Origin of the sequence: Rhodococcus sp. USK10, assembly GCF_019378875.1 — a bacterium.
In the GTDB taxonomy this organism is placed as follows: Bacteria; Actinomycetota; Actinomycetes; order Mycobacteriales; family Mycobacteriaceae; genus Rhodococcus_F; species Rhodococcus_F pseudokoreensis.
The window spans coordinates 7,160,047-7,179,923 of sequence record NZ_CP076048.1 but is presented as its reverse complement, the minus strand read 5'-3'; the positions used below and the strand labels follow the sequence as shown (position 1 = coordinate 7,179,923).

Below are 19,877 nucleotides of genomic sequence, written 5' to 3'. Positions count from 1 at the left end.
TCCTCCCTCGATCACGGCTTGTCCCCCGCCGTGTCGTCCGCCTCCGACTGTTCCTGCGACGCGGGCGCCGATCGCCCGGTCACCGTGCCGCGGTAGTAGTCCTCGGCGGTGGTGCCCGGGGCCATCGGGTGCGGCGAATCCACCATCCCGGACTCGAGCGGCGCCAGCAGGCGGTCCTTCTCGTAGATCAGGCCGGCCCGGTTGTCGTCTGCCATCTCGTACTCGTTGGTCATCGTCAGCGCCCGCGTCGGGCAGGCCTCGATGCACAGCCCGCACCCGATGCAGCGCAGGTAGTTGATCTGGTACACCCGGCCGTACCGCTCGCCGGGCGAGAAGCGTTCCTCGTCGGTGTTGTCGGCGCCCTCGACGAAGATGGCGTCGGCGGGGCACGCCCAGGCGCACAGTTCGCACCCGATGCACTTCTCCAGTCCGTCCGCGTACCGGTTGAGCTGATGCCTGCCGTGATAGCGGGGCGCCGTCGGCGTCTTCTCCTCCGGGTAGAACTCGGTGTTCGATTTCTTGAACATCGTGGAGAAGGTCACGCCGAATCCCGCTATGGGGCCGAGGAATTTAGTCATCGCTGTTCTCCTGAGTCGATCCGGTGGAGTCCGCGCTGGTGACGGAGACGGGCGTGCGCCGGAACGCGGGCAGTGTCTGGCCCGGCATCGGTGGAACCGGGTATCCACCGGCCATGGGGTCGAACGGTTCGAGTGTCTCCGGGGACAGTTCGGCGCGGTCGTGCGGCTCGACCGGTTTCTCGGGTGCGCGAACGCGGCCCGGACGCAGGCGCTTCCACAGCAGCGCCACCACCACGAGGGCCACGACGAGGCCTGCGACGACGAGGGTGATCGTCCTTGTGTCGTAGCCCTCGTTGCGGAAGGCCCGGACAGTGGCGACGATCATGACCCACACCAGCGAGATCGGGATCAGGATCTTCCAGCCGAGACCCATGAACTGGTCGTACCGCAGCCTGGGCAGCGTGGCCCGCAACCAGACGAACACGAACAGGAAACCCCAGACCTTCAGCGTGAACCACAGCACCGGCCACCATCCGGAGTTCGCGCCGTCCCACAGACTGAGCGGGAACGGTGCGTGCCAGCCGCCGAGGAACAGGGTGGTCGCGAGCGCCGAGACGGTCACCATGTTCACGTACTCGGCGAGCATGAACATCGCGAAGCTCAGCGACGAGTACTCGGTGTGGAACCCGCCGACCAGTTCGCCTTCGGCCTCGGGCAGGTCGAAGGGCGCGCGGTTTGTCTCACCCACCATCGACGTGACGTAGATGAGGAACGACGGCAGCAGCAGGAAGACGTACCAGGTGTGCTCCTGGGAGGCGACGATGCCCGACGTGGACATCGTGCCGGCGTCCAGGAAGACCGCCGCGAACGACAACGCCATCGCGATCTCGTACGAGATCACCTGCGCCGTCGAGCGCAGACCTCCCAGCAACGGGTATGTGGAGCCGGACGCCCAGCCGGCGAGCACGATGCCGTAGACGCCGATCGACGTGGCCGCGAGGACATAGAGCACCGCCACCGGCAGGTCCGTCAGCTGTAATGGCGTGTAGTGCCCGAAGATCGACACCGCCGGGCCGAACGGGATCACGGCGAACGCCATGAACGCGGGCACCGCGGCGATGATCGGCGCGAGGAGGTAGATCGGCTTGTCCACACCCTTCGGGACGATCCCCTCCTTCAGTGCGAGCTTGATGCCGTCGGCGAGGCTCTGCAGCATGCCCCTCGGACCGACCCGGTTGGGGCCGACGCGCATCTGCATCCACGCCATGACCTTGCGTTCGGCCAGGATCGTCAGAAGCGGGGTGAGGACGAGGAACACGAAGACGGCCAGGGCCTTGCCCAGAACCAGCCACCAGGGGTCGTGCCCGAACAGTGCCGGGTCGGGGTAGACGGCCGCGATCGTCACAGCGCACCTCCCGGCGCGATCCCGTTGGTGCCTGCGGCGCGGCGTACGTTCACGACGGTTCCCACCCCGGCGGCCAGTTGCCGGTAGACCGCGGAGCCGGGCGAGTTGAGCGGCAGCCACACCACCCGATCCGGCATGTCGGTGATCACCAACGGCAACGTCACTTCGCCTCGTTCCGTCGTGACGGTGATTGGATCTCCGTCACCGGCACCCGTCTCGGCCGCCGACGCCGCGGACATCCGCACGACCGGGGTGCGCGCCGTGCCCGCCAGGTGCGGTTCGCCGTCCTGCAACCGCCCCGAGTCGAGCAGCATCCGCCACGTGGCGAGCACGGCCTCCCCCGCCCCGGGGTCCCGTCGTGGGGACTGCGGGACGTCGGGCGGATCCGGGAAGTCACCGTCCCAGGCGCCGAGCCGTTCGAGTTCCCGCCGTGCGGTCGCCGCGTCGGGAAGACCCAGCGCGACATCCATTTCGCCGGCGATCGCGTGGAGCACCCGCTGATCAGGCATCGCCCCGGTGCCGCGGAGGGCGGCGTCGAAATCGCGGGTGCGCCCCTCCCAGTCGAGGAAGGTGCCCGGCTTCTCCATGACCGGTGCGATGGGGAACACCACGTCCGCGCGATCGGTGATCGCACTGTGGCGAAGTTCCAGACTCACGACGAACCCGGCCGCGTCGACGGCCGCCGTCGCGGCCTGCGGGTCGGGGAGGTCGTCGATCTCCACTCCGCCGATCACCAGCGCCCCCAGCGTCCCCGACTCGGCGGCGGCGAGGATGCCCGCGGTGTCGCGGCCCGCGGTGTCCGGCAGATCCGCGCCGTTCCACGCCGACGCGACCTGCCGCCGGGCCTCGGGATCGCCCACCGGCCTGCCACCCGGGAGCAGTCCGGGCAGCGCGCCGGCCTCGAGTGCGCCACGTTCGCCGGCCCGTCGTGGCACCCACGCCAGCCGGGCCCCGGTGTCGTCGGCCAGCCGGACCGCGGCGGACAGCGCCCCCGGCACCGCGGCGAGCCGCTCCCCCACCACGACGACGGCACCCGGTCGGCGAAGCAACTCGGTGACCCCCGCGTCCACCTCGCCCGTGCGGAGTCCGTCGAGGACCTCCGGTTCCGCATTCGGCGCGGCCCTCAGCAGTCTGCCGGACACCTTCTCGAGTCCACGCGACGTGTACGGGGCGATCGAGTACACCGGAACGGCCTTCGTGCGCGCCGCCTTGCGCAGCCGCAGGAACACGATCGGCGACTCCTCCTCCGGCTCGAACCCGGCGAGGAGAACGATCGGCGCGGCGTCGAGATCGTCGTAGGTGACCGCGAGTCGCTGCCCCGCCACCCGGGCCGCCAGGAAGTCGGCCTCCTCACCAGAGTGTGCGCGACTGCGGAAGTCGATGTCGTTGGTGCCGAGCGCCGTTCGCGCGAATTTCGCGTACGCGTAGGCGTCCTCCCACGTGGACCGGCCGCCGACGAGAACACCCGCACTGCCCCGCGCCGCGACCAGTCCCCGCGCCGCGACGGCCAGGGCCTCGGACCACGAGGCGGGCGCCAGCGTGCCGTCGTCGCCGCGGACCAGAGGGGTGGTGATCCGGTCGCGCTGGGTGGCGTAGGCGAACGCCCACCGCCCCTTGTCGCAATTCCATTCCTCGTTGACCTCGGGATCGTCGCCCGCCAGCCGCCGCAACACCGTGCCGCGCCGGTGATCGGTGCGCTGGGCGCAACCGCTCGCACAGTGCTCGCACACACTGGGGCTGGATATCAGGTCGAACGGGCGGGCCCGGAACCGGTACGCGGTACCCGTCAACGCGCCCACCGGGCAGATCTGGACGGTGTTGCCGGAGAAGTACGACTCGAATGGTTCCTTCGCGTAGATCCCGACCTGCTGCAGCGCACCCCGCTCCATCAGTTCGACGAACGGATCCCCCGCAACCTGCTGAGAGAACCGGGTGCACCGCGCGCACAGCACGCACCGCTCACGATCCAGGAGGACCTCCGTGGACAACGGAATCGGCTTGGGGAACGTGCGTTTGATCTCCCCGAAGCGCGACTCCGCGCGCCCGTTGGACATCGCCTGATTCTGCAACGGGCATTCGCCGCCCTTGTCGCACACCGGACAATCCAGGGGATGGTTGATCAGCAACAACTCCATCACCCCCCTCTGCGCCTTGTCCGCTACCGGCGACGTCAGCTGGGTGTGCACCACCATGCCGTCGGTGACAGTCGTGGTGCACGACGCGAGCGGCTTCCGCTGCCCCTCCACATCGACGAGGCACTGACGGCACGCGCCCACCGGATCGAGCAGCGGATGATCACAGAACCGAGGGATCTGGATACCGATCATCTCCGCCGCACGAATCACCAACGTGCCCTTGGGAACACTGAGCTCCACCCCGTCGATAGTGATGCCGACTGCGTCAGGGCTCGCTCCGCTCGCGGGCACCGGGGCTGAGTCACGGCTCGCTCCGCTCGCGGGCACCGGGGCTTTCACGCGCGCTCTTCCCTCGTCACTCATTCGCTGCGCTCCCTCGCTCCTCGGTCCAGACCGCGCGGCCCCGGCGCCGAGTCACGGCTCGCGCACCATTCCGGTGCCACATCATGCGTCCACTCCAGCCATGAGGGTGGACTGATGCGGGTCGAACGGGCAGCCACCCTGCTCGAAGTGCGCGAGGTACTCGTCGCGGAAGTACTTGATGGAAGACATGATCGGGCTCGCCGCACCGTCACCGAGAGCGCAGAACGACTTGCCGAGGATGTTGTCCGCGATGTCGAGCAGCTTCTGCAGATCCGCATCGGTCCCCTCCCCCCGCTCGAGTCGCTCCAGGATCTGCACCAGCCAATAGGTGCCCTCCCGGCAGGGCGTGCACTTGCCGCACGACTCGTGCGCGTAGAACTCGGTCCAGCGGAGCACGGCACGCACCACGCACGTGGTCTCGTCGAAGATCTGGAGGGCCTTCGTGCCCAGCATCGACCCGGCGGCGCCGACCCCCTCGTAGTCGAGGGCGACGTCGAGGTGCTCGTCGGTGAAGATCGGCGTCGACGAACCGCCCGGCGTCCAGAACTTCAACCGGTGCCCGGCGCGGACGCCGCCCGCGTACTCGAGCAACTCCCGCAACGTGATTCCCAGCGGAGCCTCGTACTGTCCGGGTGTGGTCACGTGCCCGGACAGGGAATAGAGGGTGAACCCGGGCGACTTCTCGCTGCCCATCGACCGGAACCACTCGATGCCGTTCACGATGATCGGCGGGACGCTCGCGATCGACTCGACGTTGTTGACCACGGTCGGGGACGCGTAGAGACCGGCCACCGCGGGGAACGGCGGACGCAGCCGGGGCTGGCCGCGACGCCCCTCCAGCGAGTCGAGCAGCGCCGTCTCCTCGCCGCAGATGTACGCCCCGGCACCCGCGTGCACAACCAACTCGAGGTCGAACCCGGTGCCCAGGATGTTCTTGCCGAGGTAACCCGCCGCGTACGCCTCCGCGACCGCGGCCTGCAGCCGGCGCAGCACCGGCACCACCTCGCCGCGCACGTAGATGAAGGCGTGCCCGGCGCGGATCGCGTACGCCGCGATGATGACGCCCTCCACGAGCGCGTGCGGCGTTGCCAGCATGAGGGGCATGTCCTTGCAGGTGCCCGGTTCGGACTCGTCCGCGTTGACCACGAGGTAATGCGGCTTGTCGTCGCCCTGCGGGATGAACGACCACTTCATGCCGGTCGGGAACCCGGCACCGCCGCGGCCGCGCAGTCCGGCCTCCTTGATCGTCGAGATCACCTCGTCCGGGTCCATGCGCAGCGCCTTCTGCAGGCCCTCGTACCCGTCGTGGCGACGGTACGTGTCGAGGGTCCAGGATTCGGGTTCGTCCCAGTAGCGGCTCAGGACCGGGGTCAGCGGCATGTCAGTCTCCCTTCCGTCCGGGGTCGGTGGCGGCCGGGTTCGTTTCGGAGGTGGACCGATTCGGAGGCACCGTCGCCGACGGGGCAGGTGCCGGTTCGTCCTTCGTGGATTCCGCCGCCACCGCCTCGGTGTCCCGCGACTGCGGCTCCGGGACGAGGGACGTCTCCGCCGGATCCGGCGCCGTCATCCCCCGCTCCCGCGCAATGCGCAGGCCGGCCAATGTCGGTTCACCGGCGACGCCCTCCTCGAGCGCACCGGGACGCTCGTCGGGGAACCCGGCGAGAATGCGGGCGGTCTCCCGGAACGTGCACAGCGTCGCGCCGCGGCTCGGCGTCACCCGATCCCCCGACCGCAGGGAATCGACGAGCGAACGGGCCGACTCCGGGGTCTGATTGTCGAAGAACTCCCAGTTCACCATTAGCACCGGGGCGTAATCGCACGCCGCATTGCATTCGATGTGCTCCAGCGTGACCTTGCCGTCCGCGGTCGTGCCACCGGGCGGCAGATCGAGATGCTCCTCCAGCGCGGCGAGGATCGCGTCGCCGCCCATGACCGCGCACAGAGTATTGGTGCACACCCCGACGTAGTAGTCGCCCGTCGGCTCGCGCCGGTACATCGAATAGAACGTCGCGACCGCAGCCACCTCGGCGCCGGTCAACCCGAGCCGGCCGGCACAGAACTCGACCCCCGCCGGCGTGATGCACCCGTCCTCCGCCTGAACCAGATGCAACAGCGGCAGCAGCGCGGACCTCGAATTCGGGTACCGCGCGACGACGACATCGGCGTCGGCCTCGAGCCGCGCCCGGATCTGCGGCGGATACTCCTCCCGCGCACCCGGCCGCACCAGCCGTCCGTTCTCCTCCGGCCTCGGCCCGAACTCGATGAAAACGGGTGGTTGCGCCGGTGCGGTTCGCTCGGTCATCGATCCACTCCCCCCATGACGGGATCGATGCTCGCGACCGCGGCAATCACATCCGCCACCATGCCGCCCTCACACGTGGCCGCCACCGACTGCAGATTCGTGAACGACGGATCGCGGAAATGCACCCGGAACGGGCGCGTGCCACCGTCGCTGACCATGTGCACCCCGAGCTCGCCCCGCGGCGACTCCACCGCCACATACACCTGGCCCGGCGGCACCCGGAAACCCTCCGTCACCAACTTGAAATGATGGATCAGCGACTCCATCGACGAATCCATGATCTCGCGGACATGCTCCGGCGAATTACCCAGACCATCCGGGCCCAACGTCAGATCCGCAGGCCACGCGATCTTCTTGTCTTCCGCCATGATCGGCCCCGGCCGCAACTTGTCGAGACACTGCTCGACGATCTTCAGCGACTCCTTCATCTCGTCGACCCGGATCAGGTAACGGCCGTACGCGTCGCACCCGGTGTCGGTGCTGACCTCGAACTCGTAATTCTCGTACCCGCAATACGGCTGCGACTTCCGCAGATCGTGCGGCAGACCCGTCGCACGCAGCATCGGACCCGTCACCCCCAGCGCCATGCACCCCGTGAGGTCGAGATACCCGATGCCCTTGGTCCGGCCCTTCCAGATCCTGTTGTCGTTCAGCAGATTCTCCATGTCCCGCAACCGTTCCGGCATCACGGCCAGCAACTCGCGGACCTTCTCCACCGCCCCCTCCGGCAGATCCTGCGACAAACCGCCCGGCCGGATATACGCGTGGTTCATGCGCAATCCCGTGATGAACTCGAACACGTCCAGGACCAACTCACGCTCCCGGAAACCGAACAGCATCGCCGTCACCGCGCCCAACTCCATCCCACCCGTGGCCAGCGCCACCAGATGCGAGGAAATGCGGTTCAGTTCCATCAACATCACCCGGATGACACTCGCCCGCTCCGGCACCTGCTCCGTGATGTCGAGCAACTTCTCCACACCCAGGCAATACGCCGTCTCGTTGAAAAACGGCGACAGATAATCCATCCGCGTCACAAACGTCACACCCTGCGTCCAGGTGCGGTACTCCAGGTTCTTCTCGATCCCCGTATGCAGATAACCGATACCGCACCGGGCCTCCGTGACCGTCTCACCCTCGATCTCCAGGATGAGCCGCAACACCCCGTGCGTCGACGGATGCTGCGGACCCATGTTCACGACGATGCGCTCCTCGCCGCTCCCCGAACCCGCATCCTCCGACGCCGCCTTCACCGCATCGACAACCTCGTCCCAGTCCTGACCGGCGACCGTGAAAACCGTGTCCTCGCTCATCAGTTGTACCCCCGCCGCTCGTCGGGCGGCGCGATCTCCGCGCCCTTGTACTCGACGGGAATACCGCCGAGCGGATAGTCCTTCCGCTGCGGATGACCCGGCCAGTCATCCGGCATCTCGATCCGCGTCAACGACGGATGCCCGTCGAACACGATCCCGAAAAAGTCGTACGTCTCCCGCTCGTGCCAATCATTCGTCGGATACACGTCATACAACGACGGAATATGCGGATCCCCATCCGGCACCGCCACCTCCAGACGGATCCGCCGATTGTGCGTAATCGACAACAACGGATACACCGCATGCAACTCCCGGCCCGCATCCTGCGGGAAATGCACACCATTCACACCCAGACACATCTCGAACCGCAGATCCGGCTCATCCCGCAACGCACGCGCCACCGGCACCAAGAACTCGCGCCGCACACCGAACGTCACCTCACCCCGAAACACCACCACCGACTCCACCGCCACCTCGAAGCCCACCCCCGACTCCGCCAGCGCCGCCCCCAACCCATCCGCCACCTCGTCGAAATACCCGCCGAACGGCCGCGGCGTACTCCCCGGCAACAACACCGGACGCACCAACCGCCCGTACCCCGACGTATCCCCACTACCCCGCACCCCGAACAAACCCTTACGCACACCGATCTGCTCTGTAATTCGGCTCGCTTCGCTCGCGGGTGCCGGAGCTTGGTCGTGCGGTCTTCCCTCGTCACTCACTCGCTACGCTCCCTCGTTCCTCAGTCCAGACCGCACGGCTCCGGCACCTTGCACTCGGCTCGCTCCGCTCCCTAGCCGCACGGCTCCGGCACCTTGCACTCGGCTCGCTCCGCTCCCTCGCCGCACGGCTCCGGCACTTGCTCGGGTCGCTCCGCTCCCTCGCCGCACGGCTCCGGCACTTGCTCGGGTCGCTCCGCTCCCTCGCGGCGCGCGCCGTCACCGGAGCAGGCCCTTCATCTGGAAGGTGGGAGTGGCGGCCAGCGCGGCCTGCTCCGCCGCACGCGCCACCTCCTCCCGGTGCACGCCGAGCGGCATCTGCTGGATCTTCTCGTGCAACGTGAGGATCGCGTTCAGCAGCATCTCGGGCCTCGGCGGGCACCCCGGTAGATAGATGTCGACAGGCACGACGTGGTCGACACCCTGCACGATCGCGTAGTTGTTGAACATCCCACCCGACGACGCGCAGACGCCCATCGCCAGCACCCACTTCGGCTCCACCATCTGGTCGTAGATCTGCCGCAGCACCGGCGCCATCTTCTGGCTCACCCGGCCGGCGACGATCATCAGATCGGCCTGCCGCGGTGAGGCACGGAACGCCTCCATGCCGAAGCGGGCGATGTCGAAGCGTCCGCCTGCCGTGGCCATCATCTCGATCGCACAACACGCGAGCCCGAAACTGGCGGGCCACAGCGAGCCCTTGCGGACGTAACCCGCAAGCCCCTCGACCGTGGTCAGCAGGAAGCCGCTCGGCAGCTTCTCCTCGATGCCCATATCCGACTCTTCTCTTCCGACTTAGCTTTTGGATCGCTGGCGGGACCGATCAGTCCCAACTGAGACCGCCACGCCGCCACTCGTACGCGTAGGCGACGGAGACGTTGAAGATGAACAGGGCCATGGCCCCGAGACCGAAGAAGCCGAGGGCGTCGAAATGAACGGCCCACGGATAGAGGAACACGATCTCGATGTCGAAGATGATGAACAGCATGGCCGTCAGGTAGTACTTCACCGGGATGCGGCCCGCGCCCAGCGGCGAGGCCGTCGGCTCGATCCCACACTCGTAGGCGTCGAGCTTGGCACGGTTGTAGCGTCTCGGTCCGACGATCCTCGCCACGATCACGGAGAACACCGCGAACGCGACCGCAATCGCCCCGAGCACGAGGATCGGCACATAGACATTCATGCCGTCTCAGCTCCCCTCTTCCCGAGCCTGCCCGCCCGATTCCCGGGCGGTCGTTTCCGAAGCTACGCTCTTGTGAGTTATGCCACAGCGTACAAGGGAAGTCGCCGGGCCCGGCCGATTTGACCGAGCGATTTCCAGGCGATCTGGAAATGCGGAAAACCGCTGCAGCACAGGCGCTCGATGCGCCTCCGGACGGCGGAAACGGAAGTCAGGAGACCCTAAGCAGAGAGTCGGGTGCGGAGCAGCGCTATGACCGCTTCGGACAACCGGATCGGGTCGAGCGGATGCGGTACCGCGGCCTCGGCGCGCGACCAACTGGCCAGCCAGGCGTCGTCGGGGCGTCCGGTCAGGACCAGGATCGGCGGGCACTCGTCGAGCTCGTCCTTCAACTGCTTGGCGATCCCCATCCCGCCCGCGGGCACCGCCTCCCCGTCCAGGACGGCCAGGTCGATACCGCCGGCATCCATCTCCCGGATCACCACGGGCGCCGTCGCCACCTCGACGTACTCCAGCTCCGGCAGGTCGGGGTGCGGACGCTTCCCCAACGCCAGAACGACCTTCTGACGGGTGCTCGCGTCGTCGCTGTAGACGAGGACACGCAACCGATCAGGACGGCTGGTGTGGGCGGTCGCGTCGGTCACGGACACGATGCTACCGGTACCCCGCCTTCCAGACCGGCGGCTCGCGTCGATCGAAAAACGGCGCGTCGAAATCGAATTGGTTCGCCCGGCGGGCGCAGCGGCCCGGCTACAGTCTCTCGGCGATGGCGAGCGCCGTGGAACCGAGCTTCGGCAGGCGGAGATCCGCGATGGGGGTCAGCATGTTGCCGAGTCTGTTGGTGACGAAGGCGATCGACAGCCCGGTGGCGGCGTCGGCGAACGCGCCCGACCCACCCAACCCGTAGTGCCCGAACGTATTCGACGGCTGCTTACGGCGCGCGACCATTCCCGCGTGGTAGCCGAGCCGCCAGTTCATCGGTATGCCCAGAACGTAGTCGCGGGCCGTGGTCTGCACCTGGCTCAGCTGGGCCACGACGTCCGGCGGGAGGAACTCGGCACCGCCGACGGTTCCGCCGTTGGCCAGCGCCCCGTACATGCGCGCGAGCGCGCGGGCACTGAACACGCCGTTCCATCCCGGCATCACGCTGTCGTGGATCGCAGGGTTGCGGACCAGGGCGTCGAAACCGGCGGGCATGCCGGCGTCGGCGACGTTGCGGAGACCGGGCAGCCGCGCCATCGCGAACGACGTCGCACCCCACGGAACACCGAACGGGTTGATGTGCGGGAAGGTCCTCGCGATCCGGGACCGCTCGGCCGGCGGCACCTCGTACCAGAATTCCTTCACCCCGAGCGGTTCGGCGATCTCGGTGCGCACCAAATCGGTGAAGTGCTTTCCCGCCGCACGCGCCGTCAGTTCGGCGACCAGCGAACCGAATGTCACGGCGTGATAGCCGGGGGCCTTCAGCCGCCGCCGATCCGGGGCCGCCGCGGCCAGTGCGCCACTGACCAGGCCGTGGTCCATCAGACTCAGCGGTCCGGGAACGAGCCCGCGGACGCGGTGCAGTCCGGCGCGGTGCGACAGCAGTTCGCGCACCGTGATCTCGTCCTTGCCCGCGGTGGCGAACTCGGGCCAGTACTGCGCCACCGGCGCGTCGTAGTCGATGATCCCGCGTCCCGCGAGACGGTGCAGCACGGTGGACGCGACGCCCTTGCCCGTGGAGAACGTGAGCGTGACCGTGTCGTTCTGCCAGAACGTGTCGCGACTCGCCCACCCGGCCCACACGTCGACGACCGGCTCACCGTGGAGATAGACGGCCAGTGCACCGCCGCCCTGGCCGGCGTCGTGGAACAGGCGGAAGAACTGGTCGACGAGCACCCCGAATCGCCGGTCCGCCAGCATCCCCGCCGGTGGCCGTACGGTGCGGCGCCTCAACGGCCACGGCGATGTGGTCGTCATGTCGACTTCCCTCGGTCGCTCTTCACGTCAGTGACATGTGCATTTAACTTCCTCTTTACACACGGGTGAGCGCCGTCGGCACCGCTTCAGGGCCTGCGTGATCGCTTCGTGGCCATACCGCAACGGGAAAGACTGTCCGGGTCGCCGGGAGGTGACCCGACCATGATCATTTCGGCTCGAGGGAGTGGAAGTAATCGGACCTGACCTCGACGTCCTCGACGAGACGCGTGGTGGTCTGGACACCCAGTGAATGCTCCTTCAACAGGTCGCACAGCCGGTCGCCGTCGATCAGGTCGATGGGCGGGGCACCGTCCCTCTTGGACTCCGTGCGGGCGTCACCGGTGAAGGTTCCGGTCGTGATGAGCAGACCCTTCTCCCCGCGACCCGCCATCGCGCCACGGAAATCGCGCACCGCCCCGGCCCCGACACTGCCGCTGTAGCGCTTGCACTGAAAGAACACGGGGAAACTGAGCAACGACAACTGGTACACGCCGAGCCCCTCGATGTCCCCGTCACCACCGCGGCCGGTGACGGACGCGCTCGAGAATCCGGCCTCCCGCAGCAACCGCTGGGTCAGCCGCTCGAACGCAGGCGGCGACATCTTCAGGACAGTGTCGAGCAGCAGGTCCTTCCAGTCCGCGTCGTTCTCGGCCTCGGCGATGTTGGCGTCCGGTTCGTCGTTCCTCCGAGATGCCGCCTTCGCCGACTTTCGGGCGGCATTCTTCTTGCGGTTCTCGGCGGAGAACTCGGCATGCAACGGGCGGATCTCGCTCTCGCCGACCTCGCGGCCCTTCTCCGTCACACTCCACACCCCGCGGCGACTGTTGGTGAGCAGTCCCATCCCCTTGAGGTAGGTGCGCGCCCACGCCAGCCGGTACTCGATCTCGGTGCTCGGGCCGTCACCGTGCAGCACGCCCTGCACGTCCGACGAAAGACCTTCTCGCTCAACGACTGCGCTGTCGAGCTCCTCGTTGGACGCCGAACCACCGAGAGCAATGGCAGCCTGAAGCGCTGGCCAGAGGAGGTCGACGTACTGAGGAACGTGAACAGTCATGGCCACAAGCATGCCCGAATCCTCTGGGCACTCAGAACAGGGACCCGGAATCCTCCGGGCACTCCGCACACGGACCCCGACCCGATCACCCCGGCGAACCCTGGGCGAGCCGAGCCTCCGCCCGGTTCCCGAGCTGCGCGCGGTAGATCGTCTTCCCCGACAGGCGCACGATGAGGTAGGACAGCCCGACGGCGATCATCCCCGGCGCGAGCACGCCGATGCTTCCCGTCATCTCCGCGACCATCAGCATGACCGCGAGCGGGGCGCGGGCGATGCTCCCGAAACACGCCATCATGCCGACGATGACGAAGGGCGCCGGATTGTCGGGGACGCCAGGCGCGATCGGTTCCAGCAGTCGCCACACCGCGGCGCCGGTGAACGCCCCGATCACCATGCCCGGCCCGAAGATGCCGCCCGATCCGCCCGATCCGATGGACAGCGACGTCGCGAGGATCTTCGCGAACGGCAGCAACAGCACCACCCACAGCGGGATGGCCGCGAGGTCGTCGCGGGCCATCGACTGCTGGATCCAGCCGTATCCGCTGCCCAGCACCTCTGGCAGCACCAGCGCCATCAGTCCGACGAGCAGTCCGCCGACCGCCGGCTTGACGACCCGGCTGCCCGGTAGGCGGTGGGTGAGATCGACGGCGGTGTAGAACGTCCCGCTGTACAGCAATCCGATCAGGCCGCCGAGCACACCGATGAGCGCGAACCACACCAGCTGCGCGGGCGTGTCGAAGACGTAGTCCTGGGCGGCGAACCCGAACAGCGGGCCGAAGCCGAGGAAGCTGCCGAACACGGTGTAGCTGACGATCGACGTGACCAGCGCGGGCACGAGCACCTCGAAGTCGAAGTCCTCCTTGTACGGGATCGTGCAGCACAGCACCGCACCACCGAGTGGGGCGCCGAAGATGGCGCCGATGCCGGAGCCGATGCCGATCGCCACGGCGATGCGTCCGTCCCGCGGGGACAGGTCCAGTCTGCGGGCGAGGAGCGATCCGAAACCCGCCGAGATCTGCGCGGTGGGCCCCTCCCGGCCGCCGGACCCGCCGGACCCGATCGTGATCGCCGACGCGACGAGCTTCACCAGCACGACGCGGACGCGGATCATGCGGGGGTCCCGGTGCACGGCCTCGATCGCCGCGTCGGTGCCGTGCCCCTCGGCCTCGGGTGCCAGGGTGAACACGAGGATGCCTGACACGAGACCGCCCAGGCACACCACGAGCGGAACCGCCCACGGTCTCGTGAACTCCCTGCTGCCGCCCGCACCGCCGTCCCCGGCCGCGGTCGGCGGGTGATAGCCGCCGATGTCGACGATGAGCAGTTGCGTCGCCTCCGACAGCGCGACGTAGAACACGACCGCACCGAGCCCGGCGACGATGCCGATCACGACACCGAGGACCAGCCATTTGCGGGTGTAGCCCGCGGTGCGGATCCAGGTTCCGGCGGACGCTCCGATCGACCGCAGAGCCCGCGACCCGGACGCCACCCGGATCACTCCAGCTTTCCGAAGACCGTTCGACCCTCCAGGATCGTGGCGAGCACCTCGAGGTCCGCGATGTCGTCGGGATCCACCAGAAGCGGGTTGGCCGACAGCACGACGAGATCGGCGTGCAGCCCGGGAACGATCGCCCCGATGGCGTCCTCGCTCCGGACGTGCCACGCCGAGTTGATCGTCTCCGCGCGCAGGGCGTCCGGGACGGAGATCCGCTCCTCGGGGGCGAGCACGCGTCCCGACCGGGTGCGGCGGGTGACGGCGTCGGCGATGTTGCGCAACGGGTTGGTCGGGGTGACCGGGCCGTCGTTGTGGAACGAGATCCGCTGACCCGCTGCGATCGCGGAAGCTGCAGCGGCCCAACGTGCGCCGCGTTCGCCGAACAGGTCGTCGACGAGCACGTCGCCCCAGTAGTAGAGGTGGTCGACGAAAAGGCTGCACGTGACGCCGAGTTCGGTCGCACGGCGGAACTGCTCCGGGGTCATCGCCCCCACGTGCTCGAGCCGCAGTCGATGATCGTCTCGCGGCGAGTCGGCGAGCATCCGCTCCCACGCGTCGAGGGCCAGGGTGACCGCGGCGTCACCGTTGGCATGACAGGAGATCTGCCAGCCGTTCTCGAAGTACGGCTTGCTGATCGCGAGAATCTCGTCCGCGGTGTAGTTGGCCTTGCCACGGGATCCGGCGAGGCCGAGCGACCGCGTGACGTCCGTGTCGAGGTACGGGAAGCTCGTGGCCGCGTTGCCCACCCACGGCGAGCCGTCCGACCAGATCTTGATACCCACCTGGCGCAGCAGGTCGTCGCCCACTCCGGGTGACACGTCAGTGGAGCGCTCCGGGTTCGACATCTCGTACAGCCGCAACCGGGTGGTGAGCGCACCGGACCGGGCGATCGCCGTCAGCGCGCTCCGGAAGCGTGGGTCGAACGCCATCTCGCTGGCGGTGGTGATGCCTGCCGCGTTCATCCGCGCGCATTCCGCGGCGAGAAGTTCCGGCAGCCGGGTGGACGCACCCTCGAGAATCGAGGCGGCCACCGCCATCACCGCGGGCGCCTCGAACGCCGAACCGTTCAGTTCGCCCGACTCGTCGCGGCCGAAGCTGCCGCCTTCCGGGTCCGGCGTCTTCTTGTTCAATCCGGCGTCCCGGGCGGCGACGTCGTTGAAATACGCCACGTGACCGGTGTTGTGCAGGATCACCAGGGAGGTGTCGGGGGCGACGGAATTGAGCCATTCCCGGGACGGTTCCGGCAGCCCCTTCTGGAGCAGAGGGTCCCAGCCGTTGAGCACGGCGCCGTCGGGGTGCTCGTCGACGGCGCGGCGGACGGCATCGACCACCTCACCGGCGTCGGCGATGGTCACCGGCCTGATGTCCACCACCGGTTCGCCGAGCAGCACCGCCGAGTTCAGCGGGTGACCGTGCGCCTCGATGAACCCGGGGAGGATGCAGGCGCGGTGCACGTCGACCGCGATTGTTGCCGGTCCGATCAGCGGAAACACCGCGGCGTCGTTGCCGACGGCGGCGATCCGCCCGTCCCGCACCGCGACCGCCCGAGCGCGTGGCGCGGCGTCGTTCATGGTGACCACGTCACCGAACAGCACCAGATCGGCAGGTTTTCCGTCGTTCGTGCCCATCAGTGCACCCTCCCGTCAGACCAGGCGCGGGCGAGTGCCCATGCGCCGGCAGCGAGTGTCGACTGTGACTTCAGATTACAACTACGCAGCAGGTCATATGCAGGAATAGTGCGTAACCGAGTTCGGTTGCAGACAGGCATGACCGAAACACCTCTGCCCGTGGACGGCCTCTTCGAGCCGTTCGCCGTCAAATCTCTCCAGCTCCGGAATCGCTTCGCGATGGCACCCATGACCAGGGCTTTCTCCCCCGACGGCATTCCCGGGGAGGACGTCGTGGCGTATTACCGCCGGCGCGCGGCGGGCGGCGTCGGTCTCGTCATCACCGAGGGGACGTACATTCCGGACCCGGCCGCCGGATCGCACACCCGGGTGCCGCTCCTCTACGGACAGGACAGCCTCGCGGGCTGGAAGTCGGTGGTGGACGCGGTCCACGAGGAGGGCGGACAGATCATTCCGCAGCTGTGGCATCTGGGCGTCGAACGCGGCCCGCAGCCCCGTATGAACCCCGAGGTGACGACCGCCAGCCCGTCCGGGATCGCGCTGGACGGGACCCTGCTGGGACGCGAATTCACCGGTTCCGATCTCGACGCGCTGCGCGAGGCCTGGGTGGCGGCCGCCGTCAACGCACGTGACGTGGGTTTCGATGGCATCGAACTGCACGGCGCCCACGGCTATCTGCTCGACCAGTTCCTGTGGGACCGCACCAACGTCCGCTCCGACGGTTACGGCGGATCCCTCGAGGCCCGCACCCGGTTCCCGGTCGAGGTGGTCGCAGCGATCCGCGAGGCCGTCGGGGACGACTTCGCGATCGTCTACCGCTTCTCCCAGTGGAAGTCGAACCACTACGACTCACGCATCGCGCAGACCCCCGACGAACTCGCGGCCGTGCTGACGCCCCTCGTCGCCGCCGGTGTCGACGTGCTGCACCCGTCCACCCGCAGGCACTGGGAACCGGCCTTCGCCGAACTGTCCGGTGAGGACGGGGAACTCGGCCTGGCCGGGTGGACCAAAACGGCTGACCGGACTGCCCACGATCACGGTCGGTTCGGTGGGTCTCGACGACGTGTTCACGACGGCCTTCACGTCGGACGGCGCCTCGAACACCGCCGGAGTCGACCGTCTGCTCCGGCAGTACGAGAACGGCGAGTTCGATCTCGTGGCCGTCGGCCGCGCACTGCTGTCCGATCCGGAGTGGGTGCTCAATCTCCGCGACGGCAGGACCGCCGAGCACATCCCGTACAGCAACGAGCACCGGGCGGTCCTGCACTGACCGCGCCGGTCAGCTGTCCTCGACGGTGATCTCCACCTGATCGACGTTCACGCCTTCGGGTGGGTTCGCCGTGCCCTCGGTCGAGATGCGGCTCTTGTCGACCCCCTGCGCCTCGAGGGCGTTCGCGACGGCCTGAACGCGCTGGTCGGCGAGGAGTTCGGCGGCCGCCTCGTCCGTGTTGCTGGCGTACGCCTCGATCGCGATCTTGGCGTCGCCCGCCTTCATCGCGGCGGCCACCGCCTTGACGGTCACGTCCGAGAGGGCGTTGAGTTCGGCGGTTCCCGACTCGAATCCGATCGGGACCGCCGCGATGGCCGAGTTGATCGCGTTCTGGGTGGCCTCGCGCGCGGTGTTCACGGCGGACGACGCCGTGGCCTGCACACTGCTGATCGCGCCTTCCACCCGATCGGACGCGGAGGCCGTCGTCGTGGTCGCGATCGGAGCCTCGTTCGAGTCGTTGGAACAGCCGGCCACGCCGAGCAGCGCGAGGGCCGCGACCGCGATGCCGGTGACGATGGTCTTGCGCATGATGGTTTCCCCTATACGTCCGTATGTCCGGAAAGCGCTACACGTCGTGGGACGAGGATAGCCCCGCCCGCACCCTCGAAGGTGGGATTCGAACACGGCCCAGGCTCCCACATCGTGAGATTTCGCGGACGGATGTGAATCCGGACACGGGCTTCTCACCTGCCCAAAAACCGTTGATTCGCCTTCCGTTTCAATTCGGTTAATTCCACGGATTGCGATCTCATTTCAATAACGGTAGGAATGAATCCGGCGCCCGCTCAGCGCCGACATAAATGCCCACAACCGAGCAAGGAGTTAAACGCATGGATCTCGCCTTCCTGTCCGAATTCTTCTCCGCCTTCTCCGACCTCGCCGGTGCCCTGGACTTCTTCTCGGGTTCCGCCGACGCATTGGGCGGCGGCGCAGACGCCGCGACGGCGGCCGCAGCCACGCTTGGCTAGCATTTCCGCTGGCACAAGACTTGAACACCCGCGACGGGGTTCGAGCGCTCAGGCGCGCGGGCCCCGTCGCGGTGTTGTCGGCAGGGTAACGACCGCTTCGATCACGTATCTATCACGACGAATAACTCGTGACGTGAACATGTTCATTATCCGCGTCACCAGCCTTTTCCCCGGAATTGGTCGGTCGACCAATTGATCCGCCATTCGCAAGATCAACTTTCCCGTTTCACCGTTGATTTATTCGCGAAATAGTCGCGTGCGCTGCATATTCTCGAAATTTCGCAGCACGCGCACATCTCAGTGCACATGCGTACACTCAAATCTCGTGACCGACCCGCAGATCAGACGCCGCTCCGAGGTGCGGGCACTCGCCCGGCTGGCTCTCGACGAAATCGGGGCCGCCGCCGGCGGCATCGGCAGCATCCACCGCGCCGTCTCGGACCGCGTCTTCGCCGGAGTGCGGCTCGGCGTCGGCACCCACGCCCTCCCCGCCAAGGCGCTCCACGACGAGATCTCCGCCGCCGTGTACGCACTCGTCGCCGGCACCGCCCGACTCGGCGGTTCCCTCGCGGGACAGTTCCTCGACGTCCCGTCGGCGGAGAACGTCCCGCCGTCCCAGACCCGTGGCGGAGCCCGGGCCATCGCCGCGATCCAGGGGCTGATCGGCGACGTACTGGAATCGGAGGGGTCCGTGCTCGCCGAACCCCTGGCGATACGGGTGGACGGCGTCGCGCTCACGGCGGACGCGTCCACGCTCGCCGACGCGTTCCCCCGCGCCCGCGGCAGCGTCGTGGTCTTCCTGCACGGACTCGTCGAGACCGAGGACGCGTGGTCGCTGGGCCGCCGCCCGACCTACGGTGAACGGCTCCAAACCGACCTGGGATACACGGCGCTGCAGATCCGGTACAACTCCGGCCGGCACATCTCCGACAACGGCAGGAGCCTGTCCGACCTTCTGGACGCGGTCACCGAGCACTGGCCGGTCGAGGTCGAGTCGATCGCACTCGTCGGGCATTCGATGGGCGGCCTCGTCGCCCGCAGCGCCTGCCGGATCGCCTTCCTCGACGACCGCCCGTGGGTGCGGCGGGTGCGGCAGGTCGTGAGTCTCGGCTCACCTCACCTCGGCGCCCCGCTGGAACAGGCCGTCCACTATGCGAGCGCCGGCCTGGCCGCACTGCCCGAGACACGGGCGATCTCCGGACTCCTGCGCCGCAGGAGCGCTGGCATCCGGGATCTGAATCAGGGTTCGCTCGTCGACGAGGACTGGCGCGGTCGCGATCCGGACGCCCTCCGTGCCGCGGCCGTCAGCGAGGTCCCCCTCCTCGACGACGTGACCTACTGCTTCGTCTCCGCGACCATCACCCGAAGTCCGAAACATCCGCTCGGCCGCCTACTCGGCGACGGCATGGTGCTCGTACCGAGCGCGTCCGGCCGGAACCGGACGCGGATGATCGGCTTCCGCGACGAGGACGGCATGCACCTCGCACCCGCGAATCATTTCACGATGCTCAATCACGAGTCGGTGTACGAGAAGCTTCTCGAGTGGCTTGGTGCCCCGGAGACCTGAC

The 19,877-nt window shown here is 67.9% G+C and carries 17 protein-coding genes and 1 pseudogene; 3 read left to right on the top strand and 15 right to left on the bottom strand.

All coding sequences use genetic code 11. The features are described 5' to 3' along the window. Positions 1-11: 11 nt before the first annotated feature. The 14 genes from nuoI to I1A62_RS39820 all read right to left on the bottom strand — a co-directional run bounded on the left by nuoI (position 12) and on the right by I1A62_RS39820 (position 16,071). The gene (gene nuoI, locus I1A62_RS39885) at positions 12-578 is read right to left on the bottom strand and encodes an NADH-quinone oxidoreductase subunit NuoI (protein WP_219457751.1); all 567 of its coding nucleotides are present in this window, start codon (positions 576-578) and stop codon (positions 12-14) included. Next, a complete protein-coding gene (gene nuoH, locus I1A62_RS39880) occupies positions 571-1,923 on the bottom strand; it encodes an NADH-quinone oxidoreductase subunit NuoH (RefSeq protein ID WP_219457750.1) in 1,353 nt (450 codons plus the stop codon). The genes nuoI and nuoH overlap by 8 nt, the downstream gene beginning before the upstream one ends. Then, on the bottom strand, positions 1,920-4,421 hold the full coding sequence (locus I1A62_RS39875; RefSeq protein ID WP_257890664.1) for an NADH-quinone oxidoreductase subunit G: 2,502 nt from the start codon (positions 4,419-4,421) through the stop codon (positions 1,920-1,922). Before I1A62_RS39875 ends, nuoH begins: the two co-directional genes overlap by 4 nt. Positions 4,422-4,502: 81 nt before the next feature. Next, positions 4,503-5,801 (bottom strand): NADH-quinone oxidoreductase subunit NuoF, encoded by a 1,299-nt coding sequence (nuoF, locus tag I1A62_RS39870; protein WP_219457748.1) that lies wholly within the window; start codon positions 5,799-5,801, stop codon positions 4,503-4,505. 1 nt (position 5,802) lies between these two features. Next, positions 5,803-6,723: an NADH-quinone oxidoreductase subunit NuoE gene (gene nuoE, locus I1A62_RS39865; protein WP_219457747.1), complete on the bottom strand. Its 921-nt coding sequence runs from the start codon at positions 6,721-6,723 to the stop codon at positions 5,803-5,805. Next, entirely contained in the window at positions 6,720-8,036 is a 1,317-nt protein-coding gene (gene nuoD, locus I1A62_RS39860; protein WP_124389473.1) for an NADH dehydrogenase (quinone) subunit D, read from the bottom strand. Before nuoD ends, nuoE begins: the two co-directional genes overlap by 4 nt. Then, positions 8,036-8,758 carry an NADH-quinone oxidoreductase subunit C gene (locus I1A62_RS39855; protein WP_219457746.1) on the bottom strand — a complete coding sequence of 241 codons (723 nt, stop codon included), beginning with the start codon at positions 8,756-8,758 and terminating at the stop codon, positions 8,036-8,038. Before I1A62_RS39855 ends, nuoD begins: the two co-directional genes overlap by 1 nt. 216 nt (positions 8,759-8,974) lie before the next feature. Next, positions 8,975-9,529, bottom strand: a complete 555-nt coding sequence (locus I1A62_RS39850; protein ID WP_124389471.1) for an NADH-quinone oxidoreductase subunit B family protein — start codon at positions 9,527-9,529, stop codon at positions 8,975-8,977. Positions 9,530-9,578: 49 nt separating this feature from the next. Next, entirely contained in the window at positions 9,579-9,938 is a 360-nt protein-coding gene (locus I1A62_RS39845; RefSeq protein ID WP_087556472.1) for an NADH-quinone oxidoreductase subunit A, read from the bottom strand. A gap of 218 nt (positions 9,939-10,156) precedes the next feature. Continuing rightward, positions 10,157-10,579, bottom strand: coding sequence for a response regulator transcription factor (locus I1A62_RS39840; protein WP_124389470.1), 423 nt, complete (start codon positions 10,577-10,579; stop codon positions 10,157-10,159). A gap of 106 nt (positions 10,580-10,685) precedes the next feature. Beyond that, complete coding sequence (locus tag I1A62_RS39835) at positions 10,686-11,894, bottom strand: serine hydrolase domain-containing protein (protein ID WP_124389469.1); 1,209 nt, start codon at positions 11,892-11,894, stop codon at positions 10,686-10,688. A 166-nt stretch (positions 11,895-12,060) separates the two neighbouring features. After that, positions 12,061-12,960 carry a restriction endonuclease gene (locus tag I1A62_RS39830; RefSeq protein WP_087556474.1) on the bottom strand — a complete coding sequence of 300 codons (900 nt, stop codon included), beginning with the start codon at positions 12,958-12,960 and terminating at the stop codon, positions 12,061-12,063. A gap of 73 nt (positions 12,961-13,033) precedes the next feature. Then, positions 13,034-14,446, bottom strand: a complete 1,413-nt coding sequence (locus tag I1A62_RS39825) for a chloride channel protein (protein WP_219457745.1) — start codon at positions 14,444-14,446, stop codon at positions 13,034-13,036. Beyond that, positions 14,443-16,071, bottom strand: coding sequence for an amidohydrolase (locus I1A62_RS39820; RefSeq protein ID WP_124389467.1), 1,629 nt, complete (start codon positions 16,069-16,071; stop codon positions 14,443-14,445). The genes I1A62_RS39825 and I1A62_RS39820 overlap by 4 nt, the downstream gene beginning before the upstream one ends. 138 nt (positions 16,072-16,209) lie before the next feature. Between I1A62_RS39820 and I1A62_RS39815 the strand changes: the two are divergent. Further along, positions 16,210-17,341 (top strand): annotated as a pseudogene (locus I1A62_RS39815) (NADH:flavin oxidoreductase). A gap of 9 nt (positions 17,342-17,350) precedes the next feature. Here I1A62_RS39815 and I1A62_RS39810 read toward each other — a convergent pair. Further along, complete coding sequence (locus I1A62_RS39810; RefSeq protein WP_219457744.1) at positions 17,351-17,869, bottom strand: OmpA family protein; 519 nt, start codon at positions 17,867-17,869, stop codon at positions 17,351-17,353. Between the two features lie 302 nt (positions 17,870-18,171). Here I1A62_RS39810 and I1A62_RS39805 point away from each other — a divergent pair, with 302 nt between their 5' ends. Then, positions 18,172-18,309, top strand: coding sequence for a hypothetical protein (locus I1A62_RS39805; RefSeq protein WP_167372164.1), 138 nt, complete (start codon positions 18,172-18,174; stop codon positions 18,307-18,309). 325 nt (positions 18,310-18,634) lie between these two features. After that, on the top strand, positions 18,635-19,876 hold the full coding sequence (locus I1A62_RS39800) for a triacylglycerol lipase (protein WP_124389464.1): 1,242 nt from the start codon (positions 18,635-18,637) through the stop codon (positions 19,874-19,876). Position 19,877 lies beyond the last annotated feature (1 nt).

What these genes read in the sequence shown, in the direction of transcription:
- nuoI (WP_219457751.1), bottom strand. Translation starts at nt 578, where the DNA reads ATGACTAAATTCCTCGGCCCCATAGCGGGATTCGGCGTGACCTTCTCC.
- I1A62_RS39875 (WP_257890664.1), bottom strand. Translation starts at nt 4,421, where the DNA reads ATGAGTGACGAGGGAAGAGCGCGCGTGAAAGCCCCGGTGCCCGCGAGC.
- nuoF (WP_219457748.1), bottom strand. Translation starts at nt 5,801, where the DNA reads ATGCCGCTGACCCCGGTCCTGAGCCGCTACTGGGACGAACCCGAATCC.
- nuoE (WP_219457747.1), bottom strand. Translation starts at nt 6,723, where the DNA reads ATGACCGAGCGAACCGCACCGGCGCAACCACCCGTTTTCATCGAGTTC.
- nuoD (WP_124389473.1), bottom strand. Translation starts at nt 8,036, where the DNA reads ATGAGCGAGGACACGGTTTTCACGGTCGCCGGTCAGGACTGGGACGAG.
- I1A62_RS39850 (WP_124389471.1), bottom strand. Translation starts at nt 9,529, where the DNA reads ATGGGCATCGAGGAGAAGCTGCCGAGCGGCTTCCTGCTGACCACGGTC.
- I1A62_RS39845 (WP_087556472.1), bottom strand. Translation starts at nt 9,938, where the DNA reads ATGAATGTCTATGTGCCGATCCTCGTGCTCGGGGCGATTGCGGTCGCG.
- I1A62_RS39835 (WP_124389469.1), bottom strand. Translation starts at nt 11,894, where the DNA reads ATGACGACCACATCGCCGTGGCCGTTGAGGCGCCGCACCGTACGGCCA.
- I1A62_RS39830 (WP_087556474.1), bottom strand. Translation starts at nt 12,960, where the DNA reads ATGCTTGTGGCCATGACTGTTCACGTTCCTCAGTACGTCGACCTCCTC.
- I1A62_RS39820 (WP_124389467.1), bottom strand. Translation starts at nt 16,071, where the DNA reads ATGGGCACGAACGACGGAAAACCTGCCGATCTGGTGCTGTTCGGTGAC.
- I1A62_RS39810 (WP_219457744.1), bottom strand. Translation starts at nt 17,869, where the DNA reads ATGCGCAAGACCATCGTCACCGGCATCGCGGTCGCGGCCCTCGCGCTG.
- I1A62_RS39805 (WP_167372164.1), top strand. Translation starts at nt 18,172, where the DNA reads ATGGATCTCGCCTTCCTGTCCGAATTCTTCTCCGCCTTCTCCGACCTC.